This window comes from Lactobacillus sp. B4015, from assembly GCF_026536055.1.
Taxonomy (GTDB): domain Bacteria; phylum Bacillota; class Bacilli; order Lactobacillales; family Lactobacillaceae; genus Lactobacillus; species Lactobacillus panisapium.
Genome location: NZ_JAFNOY010000005.1, coordinates 164,566 through 189,497, shown reverse-complemented (window position 1 = coordinate 189,497; position 24,932 = coordinate 164,566). Strand labels below are relative to the sequence as shown.

Annotated in this window: 20 protein-coding genes and 1 pseudogene; 13 read left to right on the top strand and 8 right to left on the bottom strand. The window is 36.1% G+C overall.

Annotated features, from left to right (window positions below):
- The first annotated feature begins 2 nt into the window (after window positions 1-2).
- From J3U71_RS06715 to carB, 6 genes are all read left to right on the top strand, one after another.
- The gene (locus J3U71_RS06715) at window positions 3-266 is read left to right on the top strand and encodes a hypothetical protein (protein ID WP_267393296.1); all 264 of its coding nucleotides are present in this window, start codon (window positions 3-5) and stop codon (window positions 264-266) included.
- A gap of 340 nt (window positions 267-606) precedes the next feature.
- The gene (gene pyrR / locus J3U71_RS06710; protein ID WP_103751839.1) at window positions 607-1,146 is read left to right on the top strand and encodes a bifunctional pyr operon transcriptional regulator/uracil phosphoribosyltransferase PyrR; all 540 of its coding nucleotides are present in this window, start codon (window positions 607-609) and stop codon (window positions 1,144-1,146) included.
- Window positions 1,147-1,313: 167 nt separating this feature from the next.
- Window positions 1,314-2,270 carry an aspartate carbamoyltransferase catalytic subunit gene (locus J3U71_RS06705; protein ID WP_220219902.1) on the top strand — a complete coding sequence of 319 codons (957 nt, stop codon included), beginning with the start codon at window positions 1,314-1,316 and terminating at the stop codon, window positions 2,268-2,270.
- A complete protein-coding gene (locus J3U71_RS06700; protein ID WP_267393294.1) occupies window positions 2,270-3,544 on the top strand; it encodes a dihydroorotase in 1,275 nt (424 codons plus the stop codon). The genes J3U71_RS06705 and J3U71_RS06700 overlap by 1 nt, the downstream gene beginning before the upstream one ends.
- On the top strand, window positions 3,545-4,630 hold the full coding sequence (locus tag J3U71_RS06695; RefSeq protein WP_267393292.1) for a carbamoyl phosphate synthase small subunit: 1,086 nt from the start codon (window positions 3,545-3,547) through the stop codon (window positions 4,628-4,630).
- Window positions 4,623-7,805, top strand: coding sequence for a carbamoyl-phosphate synthase large subunit (gene carB / locus J3U71_RS06690; protein WP_267393290.1), 3,183 nt, complete (start codon window positions 4,623-4,625; stop codon window positions 7,803-7,805). Before J3U71_RS06695 ends, carB begins: the two co-directional genes overlap by 8 nt.
- Window positions 7,806-7,905: 100 nt before the next feature.
- On the opposite strand, the gene J3U71_RS06685 is transcribed toward carB, so the two are convergent.
- Together J3U71_RS06685 and J3U71_RS06680 are read right to left on the bottom strand one after the other, a co-directional pair.
- The gene (locus J3U71_RS06685; RefSeq protein ID WP_267393288.1) at window positions 7,906-10,308 is read right to left on the bottom strand and encodes a Xaa-Pro dipeptidyl-peptidase; all 2,403 of its coding nucleotides are present in this window, start codon (window positions 10,306-10,308) and stop codon (window positions 7,906-7,908) included.
- Between the two features lie 101 nt (window positions 10,309-10,409).
- Window positions 10,410-10,766, bottom strand: coding sequence for an arsenate reductase family protein (locus J3U71_RS06680; protein WP_220268154.1), 357 nt, complete (start codon window positions 10,764-10,766; stop codon window positions 10,410-10,412).
- Window positions 10,767-10,972: 206 nt separating this feature from the next.
- Here J3U71_RS06680 and J3U71_RS11605 point away from each other — a divergent pair, with 206 nt between their 5' ends.
- From J3U71_RS11605 to J3U71_RS06665, 3 genes are all read left to right on the top strand, one after another.
- Window positions 10,973-11,974 (top strand): helix-turn-helix transcriptional regulator, encoded by a 1,002-nt coding sequence (locus tag J3U71_RS11605; RefSeq protein ID WP_309478026.1) that lies wholly within the window; start codon window positions 10,973-10,975, stop codon window positions 11,972-11,974.
- A gap of 201 nt (window positions 11,975-12,175) precedes the next feature.
- Window positions 12,176-13,363: an MFS transporter gene (locus J3U71_RS06670; protein ID WP_220268153.1), complete on the top strand. Its 1,188-nt coding sequence runs from the start codon at window positions 12,176-12,178 to the stop codon at window positions 13,361-13,363.
- 16 nt (window positions 13,364-13,379) lie between these two features.
- Window positions 13,380-15,002: an amidohydrolase gene (locus tag J3U71_RS06665; RefSeq protein WP_220268152.1), complete on the top strand. Its 1,623-nt coding sequence runs from the start codon at window positions 13,380-13,382 to the stop codon at window positions 15,000-15,002.
- 101 nt (window positions 15,003-15,103) lie between these two features.
- Here J3U71_RS06665 and J3U71_RS06660 read toward each other — a convergent pair whose 3' ends face one another.
- Complete coding sequence (locus tag J3U71_RS06660; protein WP_220268151.1) at window positions 15,104-16,141, bottom strand: PTS sugar transporter subunit IIC; 1,038 nt, start codon at window positions 16,139-16,141, stop codon at window positions 15,104-15,106.
- A 487-nt stretch (window positions 16,142-16,628) separates the two neighbouring features.
- On the opposite strand from J3U71_RS06660, the pseudogene J3U71_RS06655 reads away from it, so the two are divergent.
- From J3U71_RS06655 to J3U71_RS06640, 4 genes and pseudogenes are all read left to right on the top strand, one after another.
- Window positions 16,629-17,177 (top strand): annotated as a pseudogene (locus tag J3U71_RS06655) (serine hydrolase domain-containing protein).
- A gap of 241 nt (window positions 17,178-17,418) precedes the next feature.
- Window positions 17,419-17,565 (top strand): hypothetical protein, encoded by a 147-nt coding sequence (locus J3U71_RS06650; RefSeq protein ID WP_220268149.1) that lies wholly within the window; start codon window positions 17,419-17,421, stop codon window positions 17,563-17,565.
- A 130-nt stretch (window positions 17,566-17,695) separates the two neighbouring features.
- Window positions 17,696-18,187: a hypothetical protein gene (locus tag J3U71_RS06645; protein ID WP_267393281.1), complete on the top strand. Its 492-nt coding sequence runs from the start codon at window positions 17,696-17,698 to the stop codon at window positions 18,185-18,187.
- A gap of 1,422 nt (window positions 18,188-19,609) precedes the next feature.
- Complete coding sequence (locus J3U71_RS06640) at window positions 19,610-19,759, top strand: hypothetical protein (protein WP_220268147.1); 150 nt, start codon at window positions 19,610-19,612, stop codon at window positions 19,757-19,759.
- A gap of 278 nt (window positions 19,760-20,037) precedes the next feature.
- On the opposite strand, the gene J3U71_RS06630 is transcribed toward J3U71_RS06640, so the two are convergent.
- The 5 genes from J3U71_RS06630 to J3U71_RS06610 form a co-directional block, all read right to left on the bottom strand.
- Window positions 20,038-20,529 (bottom strand): site-specific integrase, encoded by a 492-nt coding sequence (locus J3U71_RS06630; protein WP_267393279.1) that lies wholly within the window; start codon window positions 20,527-20,529, stop codon window positions 20,038-20,040.
- A 46-nt stretch (window positions 20,530-20,575) separates the two neighbouring features.
- Window positions 20,576-20,920 (bottom strand): phage integrase SAM-like domain-containing protein, encoded by a 345-nt coding sequence (locus J3U71_RS06625; protein ID WP_267393277.1) that lies wholly within the window; start codon window positions 20,918-20,920, stop codon window positions 20,576-20,578.
- On the bottom strand, window positions 20,917-21,132 hold the full coding sequence (locus J3U71_RS06620) for an Arm DNA-binding domain-containing protein (protein WP_267393275.1): 216 nt from the start codon (window positions 21,130-21,132) through the stop codon (window positions 20,917-20,919). The genes J3U71_RS06625 and J3U71_RS06620 overlap by 4 nt, the downstream gene beginning before the upstream one ends.
- 116 nt (window positions 21,133-21,248) lie before the next feature.
- Window positions 21,249-22,160: a DNA adenine methylase gene (locus J3U71_RS06615; RefSeq protein ID WP_267393273.1), complete on the bottom strand. Its 912-nt coding sequence runs from the start codon at window positions 22,158-22,160 to the stop codon at window positions 21,249-21,251.
- A 59-nt stretch (window positions 22,161-22,219) separates the two neighbouring features.
- On the bottom strand, window positions 22,220-23,977 hold the full coding sequence (locus J3U71_RS06610; RefSeq protein ID WP_267393271.1) for an AAA family ATPase: 1,758 nt from the start codon (window positions 23,975-23,977) through the stop codon (window positions 22,220-22,222).
- Between the last annotated feature and the right edge of the window lie 955 nt (window positions 23,978-24,932).

Here is a 24,932-nt window from a genome sequence, read left to right as displayed (position 1 = left end):
CAATGCAAAAAGCAATAAAAGATTATTCTGTAACTCTGACTTTTTTTATATTAGCTGTGTTGACTAGCGTAGGTGGTTCGTTTAAGAGTGATTTTAAACCAGGCTGGCTGGCGCCATTTTTTGTTTTATTTGTTTTCATAACAGCATTTGGCAGTGAATTCTTGGCTAACAAAACGACTAGCACGAAATTTAAAGGGGTTGCCGCGGCGGTCACTCTTATAGTTTCTGCAATGATGCTTTGGGTTATTTATTTTGTCAAAGGATGAAACTGCAAGAATTAAAAGGTCCAAATTTTAAAAAGCCAGTTATGTTTCTTATCTGGGTTTTCTATCTTAGTTTCTGCTCCTTTTTTAAATTAAGATTTTTTCTTGATTTCAATCAAGTTAGTGTCTACTATCCAGGCTAAATAATATATTTTACAAATAAACGATTTTTATATTGACAACTTGCCCAACATCTCGTATATTTAACTAGATTAATGTCTTTTAAATTAGTCCCGTGAGGCTAGCAAGGCAAGCTCAATTAAGTATTGACTTTTTAGGAAGCACCTAGTCTCAAGCAGATTAGGTGCTTTTTTCATGGGCGAAGAAGTAAGAGGAGAAGAAAATGGCAAAAGAAATTTGGGATGCACTCGCAATGAAGCGGGCCTTAACGCGAATTACTTATGAAATTATTGAACATAATAAGGGAACTGAGGATTTAGTTTTAGTCGGCATCAAAACGCGTGGTGTTTATCTGGCACAAAGAATTCATGATCGCATTCAAAAGCTTGAAGGTGTAGATGTCCCAATTGGCCAACTTGATATTACGCTTTACCGTGATGATCGCCATGATGCTTCGCTTAAGCAAGATCCAGTTGTCAATAACGCGGACTTGGGCGTTGATGTTTCTAACAAGCATGTTGTGTTAGTTGACGATGTGCTCTTTACTGGCCGCACTATTCGGGCTGCGATGGACGCCATCATGGATGCTGGCCGGCCAAGTTCAATTGCAGTCGCCGTTTTGGTTGATCGTGGTCACCGTGAATTGCCGATTCGTGCTGACTTTGTCGGCAAAAATATCCCAACGTCATCGCATGAGCAAGTTGCTGTTCACGTTGAAGAAATCGACCAAAAAGATAGCGTCGAATTAAAACCGTTATCATGATTAATACTTTTAATTAATTCAACCATTTAATTGGCTCCAGAGAGGGTCAGAAGGGTTTGAGTTTCTTTCGTCATGCACATTGTTGCACCGAAAAAATCCTTTTGATAAGCCTGGAGCGAGATTAATGCTTCAGGTTTATTTTTTTACAAAAGAAAGAGTTTTAAACAATGAAAACAACTAACTTAGTTACCTTACCTTCATTTGTCAGTGTGGAAAATTTAAGTGTCGAAGAAGTAGAGGCCTTAATTGCCCGTGCACAATACTTCAAAAATGGTGGTGCGAGCCCGCACCTTACTAAACCAGTTTATGTTACTAACATGTTTTTCGAAAATTCTAGTCGAACTCATACCAGTTTTGAAATGGCAGAAAGACGTTTGGGCCTAACCGTAATTCCCTTTGACCCATCTCACAGTTCTACTAAAAAAGGCGAAACATTATATGATACTTCGCTGATCATGCAGGCTCTCGGGATTGATATTGAAGTAATCAGACATTCTGAAAATGAATATTATGAAAAGCTGATTAATCCAGGTCAAGGTCACCATTTGGCTATTGGGGTAATTAATGCTGGTGATGGCAGCGGTCAGCACCCATCACAATGCATGCTGGACATGATGACGATTTATGAACAATTTGGCCATTTTAAAGATTTAAAGGTCGCAATTGTCGGTGACATTACTAATTCTCGGGTTGCTAAAAGTGACATGGAACTTCTTACTAAGCTCGGAGCTAAAGTTTACTTTTCCGGCCCTGAATACTGGTATGACAAAGAATATGATCGTTATGGTCAATTTAAGAAACTTGATGATTTGGTTAGAGAAATGGATGTCATGATGCTTTTGCGTGTTCAACATGAACGCCATGCGGGTGACCCTAATGAGTCGCAATTTGATGCTAAAAAGTATCATGCAGAATATGGCATTAATCAAGAGCGCTATCAGGCCATGAAGGATGACGCCATCATTATGCATCCGGGTCCAATTAATCATGATGTTGAACTTGCAGGGGACTTGGTTGAGGCCCCCAAGTCACGCTTTGTTCGTCAAATGGAAAATGGTGTGTTTATGCGAATGGCGATGATTGAGGCAGTTCTTCGTGGACGCAAATTAGGAGGACTTTCATAATGGCGACGGTAATTAAAAACGGTCAGCTATTTTTAGGGGATCAGATTGAGCAAGGAGATTTATTAATTGAAAATGGTGTAATTAGTGCGATCGGTACTAATTTGCAAGCCGATCATGAAATAAATGCCAGTGCCAAGTTAGTAAGCCCTGGCTTGGTGGATATGCATGTTCATTATCGTGATCCAGGACAAACCGCTAAGGAAAATGTTCAAACCGGGTCGCTAGCGGCTGCTCGAGGTGGTTTTACTACGGTGGGAGCAATGCCTAATGTTGTACCGGTTCCCAACACTGCCGAATTAATGAGTAAAATGGTCAAAAATAATCAGAATAATGGCCAAGTAAATATCTTGCAATACGGCCCAATTACAGTCGATGAGCAAGGAACTAAACTACCCGATTATCATAGTTTGAAACAAGCAGGTTGTTTTGCTCTTAGCAATGATGGTAAAGGTGTTCAAGAAGCCCAGACAATGTATTTGGCAATGCAAAAAGCACAAGAAAATGATCTGGTTATTGCAGAACATGCTCAAGATGATTCTTTGTTTAACTTTGGTGTGATCAATGAAGGAACCAAAGCGGATGAGTTTGAATTACGACCAGTCACTGAATTAGCTGAAACTACCCAAATTGCCCGTGATTTATTACTAGCGCAAAAAACGGGTGTCCACTACCACATTTGTCATGTTTCAACCGCAACTAGTGTTGAACTGGTCAGAATTGCTAAGCAAAAGGGTATTCATGTGACTTGTGAAGTAACACCGCATCATTTGTTATTAGCTGACCAAGATATTATCGCTAACCAAGGACAATATAAGATGAATCCACCACTAAGATCTAAGACTGACCAACAGGCCTTAATTACGGGTTTACTTGATGGCACAATTGACATGATTGCTACTGACCATGCACCACACACAGCAAAAGATAAACAGGGCGGATTTGCAAAAGCGGCTTTTGGCATTACGGGAAGTGAAACTGCCTTTAGCGAACTGTATACACATTTTGTTAAACCCGGGATTTTTACTTTAACGCAATTACTGAGTTGGCTTACTACTAAACCTGCAGCCGCTTTTAACTTACAACGCGCGGGTAAAATAGCGCTTGGTCAGCCAGCTGATCTAGCAATTTTTGACTTAGCGCATGAAGAGCAAATAAAGGAACAGGATTATTTATCAAAGGGTAAAAATACACCTTTTACTGGTGACTCAGTATACGGACAAACTGAACTGACAATGGTGGCAGGTGAAATTGTCTTCCAAAAGAAAGGAAATTAAATGAGGTATTTAATTTTAGAAGATGGCAGTATTTATGAGGGTGAAGGTTTTGGCAGTGCGCGTGAAACCAAAGGTGAAGTTGTTTTTACAACTGGAATGACTGGTTATCAAGAAGCGATTACGGACCAGTCGTATGCAGATCAAATTCTGGTTTTTACTAATCCGCTAATTGGTAATTATGGTATTACCTTAGCAGATTACGAATCATTGGAGCCCGGAATTAAGGGGGTTATCTGTCACCAAGTAGCACGTTATCCCGATAATTGGCGGATGCAAACAACTTTGCCTAAATTTCTGAAAAGCTTGAATATTCCTGGAATTCAAGGAATTGATACGCGCGCTTTAGTTAAAAAGCTACGAATGTACGGCACCATGCGTGGTCAAATTTGCTCTGATAAAGCTGAAGCAAAAGAGATTGCTGAACAGTTGCAGCAATTAAATGTCACTAAAGGAGTGATTGACCGCGTTTCAACTTCAAAATCTTATCCCGTACCAGGATCAAAGCGCAACATTGTGGTGGTCGATTTTGGACTAAAAAATAGTATTTTACGTGAATTAGGAAAACGTGATTGTAACTGCGTTGTTTTGCCTTATACTGTTTCGGCAGAAAAGATTCTAGCATTAAAGCCAGACGGTGTTTTACTATCGAATGGACCGGGCGACCCCTTAGAAATGAGCGCTGCGGCTGAAATGGTTCGCAAGGTGGAAAAACAAATTCCTTTGATGGGCATTTGTATGGGTCACCAAGTCTTTGCTTTAGCCAATGGTGCTAAAACTTATAAAATGAAATTCGGTCACCGTGGTTTTAACCATCCAGTAAGGGAAATCGCAACCGGTAATATTGGCTTTACTTCCCAAAATCATGGCTATGCTGTTGCGCGCGAATCAATTGATCCCGATAACCTGATGATTACGCATGTTGAAGTTAATGACGGCACCGTTGAAGGTTTGCGCCATAAAAAGTATCCAGCCTTTTCAGTACAATTTCACCCAGACAGTACACCTGGACCACACGATGAGGAAGGTATTTTTGACTACTTTATGCAGATGATTGATCAAAGAAAGGAAACTGAAAATCATGCCTAAACGAACTGATATTAAAAAAATTATGGTTATTGGGTCTGGCCCGATTATTATTGGCCAGGCTGCCGAATTTGATTATTCAGGAACGCAAGCTTGCTTAGCATTGCGTGAAGAGGGGTATGAAGTGGTTTTGGTCAATTCGAATCCTGCCACGATCATGACTGATACGACAATTGCCGATAAGGTTTATTTAGAGCCGTTGACAGTTGATTCAGTTTCCCGCATCATTCGTCAAGAATACCCCGATGCAATTCTGCCAACTTTAGGCGGACAAGTGGGGTTAAATATGGCCTTGTCCTTAGCTAAAAGCGGTATTTTGACGGAACTCAATATTGAATTATTAGGAACTAAACTTGAGTCAATTGAGCAAGCAGAAGACAGGGAAAAATTTAAAGAGCTTTGTCAAAAACTGGGTGAGCCAGTACCGCCATCTAAAAGTGTAAAGACGGTTCAGGAAGCCTTAGAGTTTGGTGATGAAATTGGTTACCCAATTATTGTTCGTCCCGCTTTTACAATGGGCGGAACGGGTGGCGGTATTTGTAACGACCGCGAAGAATTAGCCAGTGTTGCCAAAAATGGTTTAGAGCTTTCGCCGGTGACAGAGTGCTTAATCGAGCGTTCAATTGCTGGTTATAAAGAAATTGAGTTTGAGGTAATGCGTGACCATGATGATAATGCCATGATTGTTTGCTGTATGGAAAACTTTGATCCTGTTGGCGTGCATACTGGTGACTCGATTGTTTTTTCACCATCGCAAACCTTATCTGATAAAGAATATCAAATGTTGCGGGACTGCTCCTTACGCTTGATTAGGGCGCTGAAAATTGAAGGGGGATGCAATGTCCAACTCGCTCTTGATCCCAACAGTTTTAATTATGATGTTATCGAAGTTAATCCCCGTGTTTCTCGTTCGTCAGCCCTAGCTTCAAAAGCCACTGGTTATCCGATTGCTAAAATGGCTGCCAAAATTGCTGTTGGCTTAACTCTGGATGAAATTAAAAACCCCGTCACTGGGACTACCTTTGCGGAATTTGAGCCTGCTCTTGACTACGTAGTATGCAAAATACCACGCTTTCCGTTTGATAAATTTACTAAGGCAGACCGTGAATTAGGTACTCAAATGAAGGCAACCGGTGAGGTAATGGCAATTGGGCGCACGGCCGAAGAAGCGTTTCAAAAAGCGGTTCGGTCATTAGAAATTGACCAAAAAGATTTTTATTCGTCCCAGGCCCATCATGCTAGTGATGAAGATCTTGAAAACAAGCTGGTAAAGGTCCAGGATGACCGTCTTTTCTATCTTGCTGAGGCATTTAGAAGAGGCTATACAATGTCGGATGTTCATGAACTTACCAAGATCAATTACTATTTCTTAGATATTGTTAAACATATAGTTGAGCTAGAAAAAGAAATCGCAGCTAAGCCGAGCGATTTTGCTACGTTAGAAAATGCTAAGCGATACGGCTTTAGTGATGCAACGATTGCCAAATTATGGCGGCAAACAGAAGATGATGTCCGCAATTTGCGTAAAAAGCATCACCTTATTCCGGTGTACAAAATGGTTGATACTTGTGCAGCTGAATTTGAGTCAACAACGCCATACTTTTATTCAACTTATGATGGTGAAAATGAAAGTGAAAAAACCGGCAAGAAGTCTGTTTTAGTTGTTGGATCCGGTCCAATCAGGATTGGTCAGGGTGTAGAATTTGATTATGCAACCGTTCATTGTGTTAAAGCTCTTCAAAAAATGGGTTATGAAGCGATTGTAATTAATTCAAATCCTGAGACAGTTTCAACCGATTTTTCAATTTCTGACAAACTTTATTTTGAACCTCTAACACTAGAAGATGTCTTAAATGTTTGTGATCTTGAGCAACCCGAAGGGGTAATTATCCAGTTTGGTGGTCAAACCTCCATCAATCTGGCGGCTGGGCTTGAAGATCACGGTATTAAGATTTTGGGAACAACGGTAGCTGATCTGAATCGAGCAGAGGATCGGGAACTGTTTGATCAAGTGGTTAAAGAGCTAAACCTTAAGCAACCGCAAGGCATCACTACCACCACTCATGATGGCGTTATTAAAGCCGCCAAAGAATTAGGATATCCTGTTTTAGTTAGACCAAGTTATGTGCTTGGTGGTAAAGCAATGGAAATTGTTTATACTGAAAGCGAACTAGAAGATTATTTACAAAATCACGTGGATATAGCAGCTAGTCACCCGATTTTAGTTGACGATTACCTTGATGGTAAAGAATGTGACGTCGACGCTATCTGTGATGGTGAAACGGTTTTAATTCCCGGAATTATGGAACATATTGAACATGCGGGCGTTCACTCCGGTGACTCAATGGCTGTTTATCCAGCGCAAACTTTTACTCCTGAAATCAAACAAAAAATAGCCACGGTCACTAAGAAATTAGCGTTGAAACTAAATTGCCATGGCATTATGAACTTACAGTTAATTGAGCGTGACGGCGAGATTTATATCATTGAAGTGAACCCACGAGCTAGTCGAACTGTTCCTTTCTTAAGTAAAATTACTGGTATTGAAATGGCCCAAGTTGCAACTAAAGTAATTATGGGTGAGAGTTTACGTGAACAAGGATTTGAAGACGGGTTAGCTCCAGAACCAAAAATGATTAGTGTTAAGGCACCAGTCTTTTCGTTTAGTAAGCTGTCCGATGTTGACAGTTATCTTGGACCCGAAATGAAATCAACCGGTGAAGTAATGGGAAGTGACCTAAGTTTCCCTAAAGCTCTGTACAAGGCCTTTTCTGGTGCTAATATGCAAATTCCTGACAGTGGTAATGTGTTATTAACGATTGAGGATAGGGATAAGCAAGAAATTTTGCCAATCGCTAAAAGATTTGCCCAAATTGGCTACCGAATATTTGCAACTAGAGGAACGGCAGCTTTTCTTAAAGAAAATGGTCTATATGTTACTGAAGTAAGCAAAATTCACGAACAGAAAGAAAATAATATTTTAGCAGAATTTCGGACCGGACAAATTGATTTAGTCATTAATACTATGGGGCACGACATTGCCAAAAATTCAGATGGTTTTATCATTAGGCAAGCTGCAATTCAACAAAATATTCCACTTTTAACTAGTTTGGACACCGCTAGGGCCCTCTTAACCGCTCTAGAGAACCGGTCATTTTCAACAACTAGTTTAAACTAGGCTGTTTAGTATAAAACTACTACTTAATTCACCAAACAAAAAGAACTAGATTAAGATCTAGCTCTTTTTTAGTGTAAAATTTATTTCTTAAATTTAATTCCTATTTTTGACTAAAATTGATTTCAGTTCCAGCTAAGTCAATTGTATAAATAGTTTCTTCTAGTGGTCTCTTAGTCATTCCTTGATCAGTTGAATAGATAATCAGACAGAGCTTGCTGCCAACCGGAATCCGGTAATATGTTGGTTGCAGCATAAAAGTCAGATCATAGAATTCTCCTGGTTTAATAGCGGCAGGCCGTTTTAAATCGGCATAATTTTGTAAATTCATGTGAGCTTTCGTAATTAACTTAGCATGTGTCAGCTTATCAGGTTGAAATTCTTGTAATGTATCTTGACCAAACCGAAAGCCTAGTTCTTGTCCGCCAGGCATGATGAATTTAGGGGTAGGAGTCAAGCGTTTACGGTCGCCCAGTTCTACTAATGCGACGGAAAGTTGGCCTTTATTAAAACTTGAAGATACACGAACCTTGACTTGAGGTCGACCGACAATAGTTACGGGATGGATGAACTCGTCAGTGGTAAACCGCAAACTTGGTTTAGCCCATTTTTCATCACCGCAAATAAATTTGTACTGCCAGTCACTTTCCGTAATTTTAGCTTTCTTAAATTCTTTGCCGCCAAGGTCAGTAAAACTTAGGTGCTGTTTGCCGTTGCCATCCTTTTGTAATTCGCTGTCATCAGTCGGATAGTAAATCGTCTTTTGCCCAAGATCGTTACTCCAATCAGCTTCTTCATTCCAGTTATCTGCTTCTAGGTTATCCTGAATCATTACGGTTGGCCATTGCTCGTAGGCATGATTGTCAATTTCAAGTAATTCATGGACAAACCATAAGTTCATCAAATCAGTGAAGTCAATTGAAACTAGGTTGTTCATGTTGTAATGTGGTCCCTGATGCAAAAAGAGGTGCTGTTTAATTGGCAAGTTCTTAACCTTTTGCCAAATCTTATAGACATTTTTAGGTTTAACATTCCAATCATTCAAACCGTGAACGCTAATCCAAGAACACTTAATGCCATCTGTCTGATGCCGGTAATTTCTCTTTTCCCAGAAATCTGAATACTGTCCCGTTGTTCGATCGCTTTTTGTCAGTAAATCTTTTTGCATCGCGTCATACTTGGGCTTAATCTTGAGATAATCACCTGCATCCCAAAGATTTGACTGGCAAGTTTCAGCAAGTAAATCAAGATCTTCTCCCTGACAATCTTCTGGGGCAATGACTAAGCCGTGTTCACGATAATAGTCGTACCAAGACGAAATGGCTGCTTCAGAAACCACGGTCTTTAAACCGGCAACACCAGTGGTTGCAATTGCGATTTGCAAAGTTCCTAAATAAGAACGACCGGTCATGCCGATATTGCCGTTGCACCAAAAAGCGGTTGTTTCGTGTTTGCGTGAGCGATCGGTGTATGCAATTCGGTCACCATTAAGCCACTCAATAATTTCTTTTGCACTTTCTGTTTCCTCTGGTGCTCCCGTGATGCGCAAGCCATCACTTCCACGTGTACCGATTGCGCCGGCAAAAACACTGGCAAACCCGCGGGCTAACATGTACTCATTAAGACCGTAAGATGATTTACCTACGGCGTTTTCAATCGTCTGATTGGCAGGTGAATTTGTACCCGTTGGCTTTTTAGCAGTTACCTGATTAGAAGGTACATATTGGGGATTAGTCCATTCAGTAGCATCGCTTAAATTCTCGTCGACATTGTGGTTGCGCTTTTCATTGGCAATGATACCGCCAAAATACGGACTGGCTGTATACAATGCTGGTACCGGCATTTTCTGGCTCTCAAATGGCCTAAAAATAGTAACTTGGAGAAGGTCTGAGTGCCCATCATTATCAGTATCTAAGTCGCTTTCAACGTAAACAACTTCTCTGATTACTTTACTAGTGGCAAAAACTGGCAGGCTTTTACCATTTAAGAAAACAAACTTATTACTGTCAAATAGCTGACGCCGGTTATAAAAGTAGCCTTTGCCTGCCATGACGTCAATTAGTAATTGACCATTTTTGGCACGAGTATTAAGTAGGCGGTAAAAACCCTGAATCAAATCATCCTTGTTTTCAAACTTAGTTAAAAACGGTAGTGCCTGCTTTTTCATCAATTTCAGGGGATCATCTAAGTCATAATCATAATGAACATGATAGCCCAAAAGCTGCAAAGCAACATTATAAAACTGCGTGGCAGTTTCTTGTTCAGGCTGCTGCGTTAAAAAATCCGCTAAAGTTTGCTCGGAAGAAACAGCAAATTCGGTTAGTTTTGCTTGACGTGCATCTTCAGCATCTGGAGCAACTTCAGCTATGGCGTTTTCAGACATTACTTTTAAAAGATCCTTAAATGATAGAGTTTGATAGTTGCTAGGTAAGAATTTGATATTAATTAGTTCTTTAACCTGAGTATTAAAGTCAGTTTCAACGTAGGCATATTGATTGTATTTCATGCTAAGCTCCTTTTTTAACTACTTATTTTACCTGTTATGATTAAAATAAGAAAGTTGGTCTGAAGTAAAAAACGAGTCGTTAGACTCGTTTGGGCTAAAAACTATAACCAAGTATTTTGGTATAGCTCCTCGTTAAAACCACAAGTTAATTTTTTACCATCCACAACTAATGGTCTTTTGATCAGTTTACCATTTTGGGACATTAGCTCTGCCGCTTCATCAATTGACATTTGGTCAACTTTATCCTTAAGATGAAGTTTGCGGTAGTCTTGACCATGGGTATTAAAGAAATACTTTAAGCCGCGGTCTTGGTGCTCACTCATCCATTTAACCAAATCCTCTTTTTTTGGTGGTTCTTCAACTAAGTCTTGTAGCTCAAAGTCTACATCGTGGTCTTTTAGCCATTTTTGTGCACTTCTGGAAGTTGAACAACGCTTGTAACCATAAAACTTTATCATTAATAGCTCCCTTCATATTTATTCATGCTTTATTATAGCAGTACTTAAAAATTTATACTTTTAGAGGAATTCTAATAACTAAAAATTAAGTAAGTTTAATCATAATGACAAATTATTTGCTAAAAAGTATTATGATGAACTCGTATACTTTTGTATGATTTAAATGTCCTGTTACATTCTATTAAAAAAATATAGAGGTGAGTTACTTGCAAGAAATATTTGTTTATATTTATAATATTGGGTTTATTATTCTGTATCTATGGGTTATTAACGTCGCTGGTTATGCATATAAAGCTACAGGAAATAATTTTTTTTACTATGCAGTTTTGCTATACGTTATTTTAATTATTGATAGTACGACTGCATTTTCCTTTGATATTTTAAAAATGAGTAATTCATGGTTACAGATTAATAATCGAGCCTACTGTTTAATTAGGGTTCTTATTTATTTAATTGGGGGGTGCTGTTATGTCAAGTTAATGTCTAGCATGCTCTTGCAAAAACCACGCTTTTTCTTTTATCTGCCAATTATTGTCGTTACGTTAATAGATATTGTGGCAGTTTTGGCTTTTTACAGTAATACTGGTACGTCTGTTTTGCAAAGAAGTGTGCAAGATCTTGGAATCCTATTTCTTTGCCTAATTTATGCCATTTATTCTAAAAACTTAGACAAAAATTTCTATTATAAACAAGATTATGATAATGCTGTAGAACTAACTGCAATTTTAATGATTCTTTCAGTAATTGAAGGTGTGGTTTTTTTCATTATTCATAAGCTAGACATACCGACTTTTAGTAAACTATTGTCTTACATGAAAATTATTGGCTTTAGTGAAGATTTATTTTCAATTATTATTTCCCTTTTAATTATCTGGTTTGCTAAAAAAGAGGAAGAAATAGCCAATAAGAACCAATTAGAAAACCTTGTTCAACAAAAAATGAACCAGTATCAAGCAATGATTCATGAAAAAGAAAATGCTAACGAGGAGAATCAAGTTATCGATTTCTGTGAATATTATAAAATGACTAAACGGGAGTCTGAAATCTTACGTTTAGTCCTACAGGGAAAGAAAAATCAAGAAATAGCTGATGAACTGTTTATCTCAGTGGGAACAGTTAAATCACACATTTATAGTATTTATAAAAAATTGGCTGTTGATCGACGAAGTCAGTTAATGCATATTTTTATGGAATATCAAGGTAAATAATTCTAAAAAGCACCTTCAAAGCAATACTTTGAAGGTGCTTTTTAACTACTATCACTATAGTTTAGTATCCCAAACTAAGGTTGTAGTTTAGCCAAAATGTTACCAAAGTTGATTGCTCGGTTCATTGTTTGCCATTTAAATAAATTTTCGAAAAGAAAATTCACTTAAAGTGAGTGGATTTAAAAGAAAAGGAGAATAATTATGGCAAAAGAAAAATTACCTAGCTATCGATGGGTAATTCTCACTATCGTTAGTCTATTGTGCCTTATTGCAAATTATATTCAATTTCAGGTTTCAGCGTTGGCAACTGAAATAATGCCCCAACTTCATATTACTACAGCAGAATTTTCAAGCTTGTTAATGGCTCCAATGCTGGTTGCAGTTATCCTCAGTATTCCTGCAGGATCTTTAGGAGATAAATTTGGATCGAAAAAGGTAATTACTGTAGGATGCGTACTATCTGTGGTTGGAGCTTTTGGCCGTTTTATTGCGGCTAATTTCTGGATGATGATGATTATGTTACTTTTGTGTGGAATTTTTATTTCATTGTTAAATGCAAATCTAATCAAAGTTCTTGGGACATGGTTTAAGCAGGATACTGATTCAGCAATGGGAGTGTTTTATGCGGCTTCCTGTCTTGGAATTACCCTTGCCCAGATAACAAGTTCATGGTTTCCATCAGTTAATTCTGCCTATATGTTTTCGTCAGTTTCATTATTGATACTAACAATTTGCTGGATAATGTTCGTTCGGGATACGCCGAAAGGGGAGTCTTTGCCTCCTGCTGAACCAACCGCTAAATATCTCAAAGTGGCAATTAAAAGTAAAAATACGTGGATTGTTTCGATTTGTGCTGGGTTGGGAATTGCCTCAACAACAGCATATGCTGGCTTTTTACCGCAAGCTCTCACACTGGGACAGGGAATTACTAATAAAACTGCTGGCGTAATGTCAGCAGTTGTAACCGTTGGTAGTTTCTTTGGCTCTTTAATTGGTCCTGCATGGTGCAATAAACTTGGCCGCTACAAAATGTTTTTAACCGTAACAACGTTGATTGGAGCTATTGTTATGTACTTTACCTGGTATACACCAGCAGGCTTTTTCTTATGGGCAATGCTGGTAATTAATGGCTTCTTTACAGCTATTAGTGGACCGATTGTTCAAGCAATGCCAATTCAATTTCCGGAAATTGGCGAAAAATATGCAGGTAGTGCCGGAGGCATTGTTGGAACAGTTTCAATGTTAATTTCTTATATCATTCCCATTCTTGTTTCTAAGATTGCAGGTAATGACTATGCTAAAAATTTAGGAATAGAATCCTTGGTTTTTGGACTATCAATTATTTGTATTTTAGCGTTACCAGAAATTGGTCAAAAAGCCAAAAAATAGAAAAGGAGATCAAATCATGGTGCAAAAAGCAGATTATATTTTAAAAGGAACTGCCATTTTCACGGGTAATAATGATTTACCAATTGCAGGTTGTCTCTTAATAAAAGATAACCGCATAATGAAGATTATTCCCGTTGATCGAATGACAGGCTATATTGGCGAAAGCACAACGATTATTAATTGCGGTGACCATTTAGTTATGCCCGGATTTAACGATTCTCATTTACATTTGTCACTAGGAGCAGTTCAAAATGATCCCGATTTCTGTATTCAGATGATGGACTGCAAAAGTGAAGAAGAATGTGTTCAGAAGGTAAATGATTTTGCTAAATCACATCCTAAAAACCCATGGATATATGGTACTGGTTGGTATTCAGAAGTTTGGGATCATCCTCATACGCCGACAAAAGATTCACTTGATAAGTTGCATCTTAATAGACCCGTTTGTCTTAATTCCTTTGATTTACATTCAGTTTGGTGTAATGATATTGCCTTAAAAAAAGTGGGTATCACAAAGGATACCCCAAATCCTCAGGGAGGAATATATGGGCATGATAAAAATGGCGAGTTAAATGGCATTTTATATGAACCACCTGCATCTAAAGCAATGATGGATGCAGTTTTAGATGTTCCAACATTAAAGCAATCATTATTGAAGTGTTTAAAGCATTTCCGTAAATTAGGGATCACTTCCGTTGCAGATGTTTATCCTTCGGGCTTAATTAACCATAATATTCCTGAAATCTTCGCAGAACTTGAGCAAGAAAACGAACTGACGACTAGGATCTCTTCTTTTCCTTCATTGACCGACTTGGAAGGGGCTATTAAATTAAAACAAAAGTATCATACTGATAAGCACCGGGTCGCAGGTTTAAAGCAGGTTTTAGATGGTGTAATTGAAGCGCATACTGCATTATTAAGTACACAATATGACAATGATCCGGGGGTTTATGGCGATACTTCTCTTACTCAAACACAGTTAAACCAATATGTTTTAGATGCACAAGAAGCGGGCTATCCGGTTAAAATTCATACTATTGGTGACAAGGCTAGCTCAATGGCTCTAAATGCGTTTGAGAATGCACAGTCTAAACTGGGAAAGCTTACTCTGCATAATTCTTTAGAACATATTGACACTATTAGGCAAGATGATATTGATCGCCTCCAAAAATTAAATGTGATGTGTGCCGTCCAGCCGCAACATTGTATTGGTGACTACATGAGTGGCGGTTATTTACCCTGTATCGGGCAAAAACGTCTTTCACAAGCTTGGCCTTATCGAGAAATTTTAGATGCAAAGGCCCATCTGGCCTTTGGCTCAGATTTCCCGGCAGTTTATTCAATTAAACCTATTTGGACAATTTATGCAGCCGTATCACGTTGCGAACCAAATGAAGGGAAACCTGAGGGTGGCTATTTCCGAGAGCATGCAGTTACCTTAGCGGAAGCCTTGCGCGCATATACCAAATGGTCAGCATATGCAGAATCATTTGAAAAAGATTTAGGTACATTAGAACCGGGCAAATTGGCCGATGTTGTTGTCCTTGATCGTAATTTATTTAAAATTCCAACTGATGAAATTCGCTTTGCTAAAGTCACTTTAACAATGGCGGATGGTAAAATTGTTTACAAGCGCTAATTGAAAAAAGTCCATTATTGCCAGAAATGTTTAACTGAGTTTCAAACACAAGTTAAACATTTCTGGCTTTAATGGGCCTTTTTAGTTTAATGTCGTTCTTACTAGTTAAAATCTAATTCAAAGTCTTTACTGCTAAAGAAGTTTAGTTTGTTACTTAAAATGTAATTAGCAATCAAACCCAGAATGATTGGTAAGATAAAGAATAAGATCGTCATTAATGCGATATTGCTAAAATTAGTTGGACGGTTCGCCATTGCAGCAACAGGTCCAATTAAACCTGAAAAGCCAAAGCCAGCACTCATCGAATTACCCTGAATGTTAAAAATAGCGCCCAATACTCCCATGATGCCAGCATTAATCATTAACGGAATTAATAACTTGGGTTTGATAAGTAAGTTAGCCATTTGCATTTTAGGTGAACCAAGAAAATGTGCAATAGAAGTACCGAAAGAGTTTGACTTCCAACCAAAAATAGCTAAGGCAAAGGCAGCTGCCGTAATACCGAGGTTTGCGGATCCAGCAGCAATGCCTGAAATATTAATTGCTGTTGCAATTCCGACTGACGAAATTGGTGACACCACAAGCAGTGCAAAGACAACACCCATGAAAAAACCCATTAGAATAGGCTGTAGTTTAGTCAGATTCTCTACGCCAAGTCCAATTAACTTAGTTGCTTGACCAACAGGAATGCGAGTTAAGCAGCCAATACCACCAGCTACAAGCAGAACGATTAGTGGTACAAGTAAAATAGTGTATGCCCTAAGTTTTTTACCTAGGAATAAAATTAGGCTGTATGCAATCATAATTGTAATTGCGGTATTAATGACATCCCCGTTGCCGATAACAACTATTTTCCCATTGATCATGTTGAAATTGCCCGCTGCAGCAGTTGCTGCCAATGCCATTGATGAAGTTTGAATTGGCGATAGTTTTCCAGTCATGCCTACGCAAACAGCACTAATAGCAGGTAGAAGGGCAGAGGCGAAGGAAGTTAAGACTAAAATAAAATTTAGCTCGGGCCAAAGTGGCAATAGCATTTTAACTAATTGACCAACTAATGCTCCCGGAATCAAGGCTACGACAATTCCTGTTGAAAGCCCGTTTAAGGTATCTAATCCAATTTTTTTAAAAGTTTTCATTCTTTCTGTTTCTCCAATAAAAAATCGCACAGATGACGACAACTGTGCGATTTTTAAAAAAAAGCATTATTTTAAAAGCATCTCAACACACAGTTGTCATTCTTGATTGAACTGTGTGCTAAGATAACAACGAATAGGCACTCAGATCAAATAGTCAAAGTACCAAAAATAATATTTAACTTGCGGTTGAGTGAATATCTTCAATGTCGTCATAATAGTAAACCTCTCATAAATATTTAAGCAATATCATACTAGGTTATTTTACAAAAAGCAAGAAATAATTGTAAAAAAGCAAATTTAGTTTAGACGCTTATGTTAGGTTTACTCGTTTAATATTTTGGAAATTAAATTAATAATGTTGGGAATTTCGTGTTATAATCAGAGAAATATTTATGGAAGAGGATTATTTGATAAGAATTGAGAAAAATTAATAAATATGTGACTCAGGTGAAGAGAGAATTTAAGTTGCCAAGTTTGGGGGCGGGGTATTTCATATCAGGGCGAAACCTCTAGTCAAGTATATGGGGATACCAACAAAGACACTCTTTATTCGTTAGCGTCAATTTCTAAATTTTTTACCGCAGCGGTGTGTAGCAAGTTGTTCGATGAAGGTGGAATTAACTTGGATAAACCGCTAAAAGACTGCTGACCCGGTTTTAAAATGGTTGATCCTTACGTTGAAAGTTATCTAACTTTTCGCGATGCTTTGAGCCACCATGGTGGGTTGGCCGTTCATGATTTAATGCGTTTTACCAAGTGTAATAAGTCAGACCTATCATTAGCCGAAAAAGTCAAGGCAATCGTTCATTTAAAACTAAACCATGAGTTGCATTTTAAAATGCAGTATAGCAACTTGGTTTATGCTGTTGACACCTACATTTTGGAACAAGTAATAGGGGAAGACTACGGTTTTTATATTCGTGAAAATTTGCTTGAATCGCTGGACTTAAAGAATACTTACATTAATCACCAAGGATGTGAATACTCGCCAATTGCACAATTAAACATGCAAGTGGCTCTCCCTATGCAGAACTAACTTTTTAAATTATAGATTGGGAATGATGATGGAATACTATCATGGTTTTAAGTGCTTTTTCCATAGCGGCTCTTACATTGGCTATTGGTCATTTTTAGGCTTTGTGCCCGAATTAAATTTGGCCTTTGCGTCCGACCATGACTATGGATTCAACAGATGCTGTTTTTGCTTTAGCCTATCAAATTATTGATTTGTTTGCTGGAATTAAGATTATGACTGAATTAAGGTTTGTTCTGACTTCATGGAAAGCAGAAATCAGAAAAAGGAGAAACGCTTTGAGCAGCTGCTAGTTACTAATGCGTTAATCCCAATTGCCATTTCTGTTCATGAAATTCGTATTCTGACTGAGCCTGAACTTAAAGAGCCAACATTTTTTGCTAAGGTCTAAATATCTTATAAATATGCTTATTAAAATTCGAAAAAATGACCCTATTTTTGGCATTAAATTTAAAATAGTTTAAAATTGTGAATGAACTAAGTCAGTTAAATTATTGGCGCAGTTGAAGTTAAGGAAAGAAGTGATTACTATTTCTCTGTTTATTAGTGTTGTTAGTCTTTTAGGTGATTGGTTGTTGTTTTCATTTCCTTTATATCAAGGATTAATGGAACTGTATGACTATCAGCGATTTTTAAAGGACTTCGACAATTCCAGTAAGGCACTTGCAAAAATTTCTCCATGGTATTGGTTTTTGCCTAACTTAAAGATTCACTACGAAAAAAGTCGTGCAGTCAAGATTCTGAAAACCATTATCAAGAGCGACACTGATTTCCGTTCAGCAATGAGCTTTATCGACAAAGCGACAGCATGGTATTTTGTGGCTATGGGTGGTTGGTTTAAAATGATCCAGTCGATGTATGACTTTTTAGATGAGATTGGTGTTCACCATGATGCTTGGTGGTTAGTGATTGGTGTCGTTTTGAGCACCTTTACCGGTCTTTTCTCCGCTTATTATCGTGTCAGTCCGCACCGTCAAAAAGCTATGTTAAATAAGTTTAATAAGGTTGAATAAGAGAACAGTCAAATGAGTTTTCTGTAAAATAAAGCGTTGATTCTTCAACGCTTTTGTTTTTCTACTTTTTATTTTGAGAAAATAGTGCTTTTTTAAGAAATAAGAGCAGTTCTCAATATAGCAGATTAGGGCTGCTTTAATGTTGACAAACTTATACTGAAAATTTATAGATTGTCCATTGAATCAACTGTGTTTGCGAATATTGAGTTGCTTTAACTTGATTACGCCTGTAAGAAAAGCTTTAATATTAGATTGGATATGATGTAGTTATTTCATAATAGACAGTAATATAACACAATTAACAAACTATGAATAAACTAAGTATGTAAGACTTTAGTTGGTTATTTAGAAAAAAAGATCAAAAACTATCTAATTCTTTAGTATTGGATTTGTCGAGAAGTAGGTAGTTGATAATTTTGTTATGTCGAAGCACTATGTAGAAAAAGTAATTAAACAATACAGAGCTAAGCAACCAGTTCAAAGAACTGCAGTCAAAGTACAAGCAAGATACCGAAAACCTAACCAAAGAACTTCAATAAACCAAATTAGACGGTGCAGTTGATAATGCTTTGGACAAAGCAAAGGTGCGTAGTATAAAGGCTGCAAGGGCTCTATTGAACCTGGACGAAGTCAGCTCAACGACAAAGGTGAACCGAAAGTTGTAGCTGACCAGATTAGTTCATTGCATAAATCTGCCAGTTACCTATTTGATCATGGACATAAAGAGCCATATCGACCGAAAGGTGGCGAAGGGAAAATTAATCCAGCCCTTGTATCTACAATGACAGAAGTTTTTAAGGGAGAGACAAATAAATAAAGGCAAGAACAATTAATTTCGCAGAAGCATATCAAATTCAACAGGGAAATGATGATGGACATTTATATTCAAGTCCATTGTTTCATTTACCATCTAACAGTTTAATTAAATTTAACGGGGCAAGGCACATCAAGTTACCCCCGTCTTTCAATCACAGAAGGAGGAAAAACTGAACCAGACGTAATATTTACTGATATTACATCAAACTATAACAACGATTAGGACACTTCTGAAGAAATTAAACATAAATGACAATGTCCAACCGAATATTGTTTGTGTGGCTGAAGGTGGTGATATTGACGAAATTATTTTGTTTGCTCTAAAATTGGTCCTGTTAACATAAATCTTGTTAAAATATAATAATAACGTGCTACAATTATCCTATTTTTTCATCTCAGGAAAACTTTGGGTTTTTTATTTCATTAGCACGTTATCAATAAACTGATATAAAAAAGGAAAAATAAAAAAGCTAATATTGAGTTACACTACAAAATAAATCTAGGAATATTAGCTTTCGAATTCATCTATAAGAGATGAGCAACAGGAAAAGGTTTTCCATCTTTGTTATATATAAAGACAATGTATAGCCTGAAAGGAAAAAGACAATGAGCTATGTTCGAGAGTATACAAAATCAAAAGGCAATTTAACAATAAAAGCAAAAATTGATTTAAGACCAAAAACAGTAGTTAAGACAACAGCTATTTGTGCGATTATTGCTTTAGTAATTTTAGGAGAAATGAATGACTTTAAGTGATGCGAAAAAGAGAGCTAATAAAAAATGAAACGATAAAAATAAAGAGAGAATGACCTATATTAGACGGCGTTCTGACTCTAAAAATTTCATTCTAAAAATAGCGACTGAAGAAGATTTAAAAAACAGCTCTAGTATTTTAACTAGAGCCGTTTTAATGTTGGTCAACTTTGAAATCAACAAAAACCATTAAAAATGATCCGGGTGATCATTTAATAAGCCGTAAAAATACAATCATATCAGTATTTCTAGACATTTATGTTAGCCAAATGTTAGCCGAACTATGCTAAATGTAATTTTTGTGATTCATTCATTGAATCTAGGGCATTTGCAAGTAGTTTCTGCCGTGTAGCTTTCATTTCATCTATCATGTATGAATACGTGTCCATCGTTATTCCTAAATTAGAATGGCCAAGACGTTTACTAATTTCATACCAATCCACGTGATGAGCAACTAAATATGCCACGTGGCAATGTCGTAGACTGTGAAAATGGAATCCCTTTTTAGAAATGTTAGCTTCTTTTAAACGGTATCTAAGAGCTTTATTTAATGAATTGTCTGTAAGTAATTCCCCGTCTGATTTTGCAAAAACAAATTCCTGATTATTAGTTTTTAGTTCTTCCAAAATATTTAGAAGTGATTTAGAAACGTAAATCACTCTCTTTGAGCTTTCATTTTTAGGCGGTTTGATTTTTTTGGAAATGTAATCATAAGACTTACTTATTTTGATAGTTTGCTGTTTTTCGTCAATATCAGACCATTTAAGCGCCAAAATTACCTGTCTCTATTGCAGTTAAAATTGCATAAGGGCTAGTGTATTATCCGCTTTTGGTAATTGTAAGTAAAGCTTGAATTTCTTTAATAGATAGATACTCTATATGTCGTGTTTTAGTTTCGTCCCAGACTTCATTAATTCGATTAGTAAAATTCTGTGGAATAATACCTTCTTCGTGCGCATCTGAAACGCATGATTTTAAAATACCGTTTAACTTTTTAATAGTTACTTTGGAGTGATTTTCACCATACTTATTAATAAAATTCTGATATGCAGAACGATTAATATCATTGATTCTAGTAGTACCAAAATATTTTTTTACCACATTATTTATATAGGCATATCTGCGCTTAGTACCATCAGTTTTGCCAGGGATGCGATATGTCATTGCCCATTTCCAGAAGTAGTCTGCAAAAACGGGATTTTCATTTGTAATATTATTTTTGTTTTCGCTAAAATTTGTTCATTTTCCCATTTTTTAGCTTGCGACTTTATTCTGAAACCACCTTTGGTTTTATACTTTTTCTTTTTCCCAGATGGGTCAGAAATATACCATGAGATTTGTACTATCCAGCTATTGCCGCGTTTATAGATTGCCATCTTTAAATTCTCCTAGTTTATGCTAAAATAGAGAAAACAAAAAGCTCTAGCTAATTGTCTACAATGATTAAGCCTTTAAGAATTGTTTCCAAGCAAGTTCTTAGGGGCTTTTTGTATTATATTTTTATAAAATTATATTTGTTATCCGAAAATTCTAATTTGATCTTTGGACTTGAAAAGAAAAGTTCTCTTTTTTTACCTCTGTTTTTATTGTTGGCAGTGTAGTTCAGGGAATATAAGTACTTTTGTTGAATGGAGTCATAAAAGTCTATAATAGGTTCAACATTATCATAAGTTAATATCCACTTATAATCTGATAATTCAATTATACTTTTGGACAACTTTTCATGTCCATAATTATCTAGAGATGAAAAATACAAATTTTTACCTTGGCAATAGTAAGGAGGATCAAAAAATGTAAAAGAACTAGCTTTATCCGTTGATCTTCCAATCTCTTTAATTAGATCAATTGCATCCAGATTAGTTAATCTAATTCTAGCCTTATTTAATGAAATAAATTTAATTTTTTTGATTAAAGTATCTGTATTGAGCCTATCATATAATTTAGTGTTGCTTGTCTGATGATAACCACCAATTGGTCCACCATTTATAATCCCACTACGATTAGTTCGATTTAAAAACAGAGTAGCAAATGCGCCATTAAAAGATGTGGGATTATCTTTTTCATGAAGGTAAATATCCTTTTGCTTTTTCCAAAAATTTATTAATAGATCTGTGTCACCTATTCTGTTTTTGTATGAAAATGGTAATTCATTTAATTTTGAAATTAACTGGTTGGGTGAATTTAATATGTGGTACCAAACTGAATAAATAGCTGGATCAAAATCATTGATCCAAATATTATCTACTATATTGTTTTTTATAAGCTTTAATGGTATTCCAGCACCACCAGCAAAAGGTTCAATGTATGTTTGAACCGGTTGATTAATTTGAATTAGGTTAGAAACAAAATCGTAAAGTTGTGTTTTCCCCCCTGGATATCTAAATGGTGATTCTGTTCTAGGCATAATTAATAACCCCCTCAATCAGAAGTATAATGTAAATAGGTGAATCTGGCCAGCCTTATCTATAGATTATTACTTTTGACCATTTTGCTTGCATTATTTACTTTATTTATAAATTCTTTCATAAAATCAACAAGTTCATTTTGTTTTTTTGCCTGATTATAATAGTCAGTTAATATATCTGTTTCTTTTGAAAATTCAAAAAGTATTGGTTGTATTTTTTTCTTTAATTTGTCATCAAGAAATGATCTGTCTATATTCTTTGTTTCTGTTTCACATTGCTTCTGTATTTGGTCTGAGGTATACATGGTATGCATTTTACTATTCTTATCCAAATCTCTCCAAAATTTATAATATTTACCAGAATTATTTGCATATTCTTGTATAATATTAAATAAAAATAATTCTGGTGGAAATACTGTAGGCAAGGAAATAGCATTAAATAAATCTTTTTTTCTAATTGCAAGCTCACCGTTTAAGTACTTTTCATCCGTGTATGCTCTTTTTATATCAAGTTTACCATCACCACAAATTTTACCATCACCATCTAGCAATAAAACTACTTGATTAAAATATGGATCTTTTTTGGGTAATCCTCTTAGTACGTCTTTGCCCAGGTGGATTGCTATAGAATCGAAGTTTGGTAAATTAGGAAATTTAGTATTGTCACTATTATTAATAAGAAAGAGATTCTTATATGCTTCTATAAGCAAATTTAGTGTAGCTACAGTTGCATCATCTTCTGCATATACTTTAACTACAGGTATACTAGACCTTGTTTCATCATATAAATTTGCCTTTAAAGAAGTATAGTCTTTAAAAAATGTTGGAGCAGGAATATTTCTATCCTTAAAATATACAAGTTGATAATCTGAAGGATTTCTAGATTGTAATCGCAAAATCTCATTTAAAACGACTAATGAATGAGAAGTCAAAATAATTTGTAAATTTAATTCTTTACTTAAATTATTTAAAAGACCAATTAAATTAATTATGGCACCTGGATGTAAAGAGGCATCTACTTCATCTATGCATAAAACGCCTCCAGTATAATCTTCATCAGTTATTTTTAAATTGTAGAAATCTATAAGGCAAGAAATAATAGAACTTAAATTGTCTTCTCCCACAGAAATAGTTTCTTTAGTAGTTCCAATTATATTCATGTTTATATGTACTTTTTTGGTAACTACTTTTGTAACTAGTGACATTTGATCTGCCTCAGAATCAATTGAGCCAGGTAAAACAAAGTTGAAAAATTCTGCATATTTTTTATATAATTTATTTTTATAAATGTTTGAATTTCTATATACTTGATGATAGATATTTTTTGTCGATAAAGCATGCTCTCCTAATGGATATAATCTTGAAAGACTTAAATAAATAGTTGGAATAGGGACACGTGATGAATCACCAATATTTAATTTTGTTTTTAATATTTGAGCAGATTTCTTATTTGATAAATTACTACCTTTAGTTGAAACAGTACGTGGTAAAGGACGAATACCTCTTTTCGCTTTTGTATCATCCCTAAAACTTATTCTTTTAGTAAAAGAAGTCTTTCCTTCAGTGAAGGTAACTGAAAGCTTATAGTCTTTAAAATTTTCTGTTGGAGCTATTTTGAAATATTCATTAAATTCTGGCTGAAATTGTGCCCCATTCAATCGCTTAGATTTTGTTCCAGTTGTGGAAGCTATAAGTGATAACAGGCTTGATTTACCAACACCATTGACTCCTGACAAGACAGTGATTCTAGATCCCAATCTAAAACCAAAGTTTTTAAATTTTCTAAAATTTTCAACATAAAATTTATCAATTTTCATCATTATACCTCCAAAATATCTTCCGTTACTTCAATTAACGATAAGCCATGCTCACGTGCCAACTTTTTAATACGGTCAAATGGTGTCATATCAAGCTCCAAAAAAATGACAAAAATATTCGTAAAATTCGCATTTTATTATTTCAAAATTCGCTTTTATGCATAAATATATTTGTCAGTTAAATTACTTACATTTTTAAGTAAGCAAATAAGCACTGAAGCTATATGCGAATAAAGTTCAACTACTTTATTAACTATACCTTTATATTCGTATTTATGCGAATTAAAGTCAATAGATTTACGCAACTTACTTACTTGCGAAAAGGAGGAACGAAATTTATGCCAACAGAGCAGGCATTGGCGTCAGCTAAAAATAAAGAAATTTACTCAAAAGTACTGCAGTGGCAAAGCAATGCTATGGGTGTGATTATTCATTTTTGATGAGTTTTCAGAAGTTGATTTTAAGAATGGTGGTTAGGTAGTTAATCCTTGCAAAAGCGAAGATGGCAAAACAATTTTAATTTTTGAGAAGCCAGCTGCAAAATGGATGGAAAAACAAAGAAAGGGAATAGATTGGAACGTAGAATTGCCTTAATAAAAGACATTTAAGAGGTAAAAAACATGAAAATTTTAGAAAGGTTAATTCACAAACAGATAGACTTGTTAAATACTTGCTTCGATTTCGGAAACTATGGCGTATCCAAAAAAGCGCTAAACGCGAATTAGCAATATTATGGCTAACAGTAATTGTCTTGGGGTGCTCACTCATTTAGTCAGCAATCCAAGCAATTACTGGGAACTTGAAAAAGCAAAAAAAGCCCGACTGCAATCAGACTTTGAAATTATATCATTAAGGAAATTATTCCACACATGGAATGTACAGGTATAGAAGTAAGTGATAATACCGCCACTTATGATAAAAAAGTGACGATTACGAAAGCCCAATAGACTTTGTA

Excerpts from the sequence above, each read along its gene's own strand:
- J3U71_RS06625 (WP_267393277.1), bottom strand. The coding sequence starts at position 20,920 with ATGACATATCGCATCCCTGGCAAAACTGATGGTACTAAGCGCAGATAT.
- J3U71_RS06670 (WP_220268153.1), top strand. The coding sequence starts at position 12,176 with ATGGCAAAAGAAAAATTACCTAGCTATCGATGGGTAATTCTCACTATC.
- J3U71_RS06650 (WP_220268149.1), top strand. The coding sequence starts at position 17,419 with ATGGAAAGCAGAAATCAGAAAAAGGAGAAACGCTTTGAGCAGCTGCTA.
- J3U71_RS06695 (WP_267393292.1), top strand. The coding sequence starts at position 3,545 with ATGAGGTATTTAATTTTAGAAGATGGCAGTATTTATGAGGGTGAAGGT.
- pyrR (WP_103751839.1), top strand. The coding sequence starts at position 607 with ATGGCAAAAGAAATTTGGGATGCACTCGCAATGAAGCGGGCCTTAACG.
- J3U71_RS06680 (WP_220268154.1), bottom strand. The coding sequence starts at position 10,766 with ATGATAAAGTTTTATGGTTACAAGCGTTGTTCAACTTCCAGAAGTGCA.
- J3U71_RS06660 (WP_220268151.1), bottom strand. The coding sequence starts at position 16,141 with ATGAAAACTTTTAAAAAAATTGGATTAGATACCTTAAACGGGCTTTCA.
- J3U71_RS06640 (WP_220268147.1), top strand. The coding sequence starts at position 19,610 with ATGAGCTATGTTCGAGAGTATACAAAATCAAAAGGCAATTTAACAATA.
- J3U71_RS06705 (WP_220219902.1), top strand. The coding sequence starts at position 1,314 with ATGAAAACAACTAACTTAGTTACCTTACCTTCATTTGTCAGTGTGGAA.
- J3U71_RS06665 (WP_220268152.1), top strand. The coding sequence starts at position 13,380 with ATGGTGCAAAAAGCAGATTATATTTTAAAAGGAACTGCCATTTTCACG.
- J3U71_RS06620 (WP_267393275.1), bottom strand. The coding sequence starts at position 21,132 with ATGGCAATCTATAAACGCGGCAATAGCTGGATAGTACAAATCTCATGG.
- carB (WP_267393290.1), top strand. The coding sequence starts at position 4,623 with ATGCCTAAACGAACTGATATTAAAAAAATTATGGTTATTGGGTCTGGC.
- J3U71_RS06685 (WP_267393288.1), bottom strand. The coding sequence starts at position 10,308 with ATGAAATACAATCAATATGCCTACGTTGAAACTGACTTTAATACTCAG.
- J3U71_RS06715 (WP_267393296.1), top strand. The coding sequence starts at position 3 with ATGCAAAAAGCAATAAAAGATTATTCTGTAACTCTGACTTTTTTTATA.
- J3U71_RS06615 (WP_267393273.1), bottom strand. The coding sequence starts at position 22,160 with ATGCCTAGAACAGAATCACCATTTAGATATCCAGGGGGGAAAACACAA.
- J3U71_RS06700 (WP_267393294.1), top strand. The coding sequence starts at position 2,270 with ATGGCGACGGTAATTAAAAACGGTCAGCTATTTTTAGGGGATCAGATT.
- J3U71_RS06610 (WP_267393271.1), bottom strand. The coding sequence starts at position 23,977 with ATGAAAATTGATAAATTTTATGTTGAAAATTTTAGAAAATTTAAAAAC.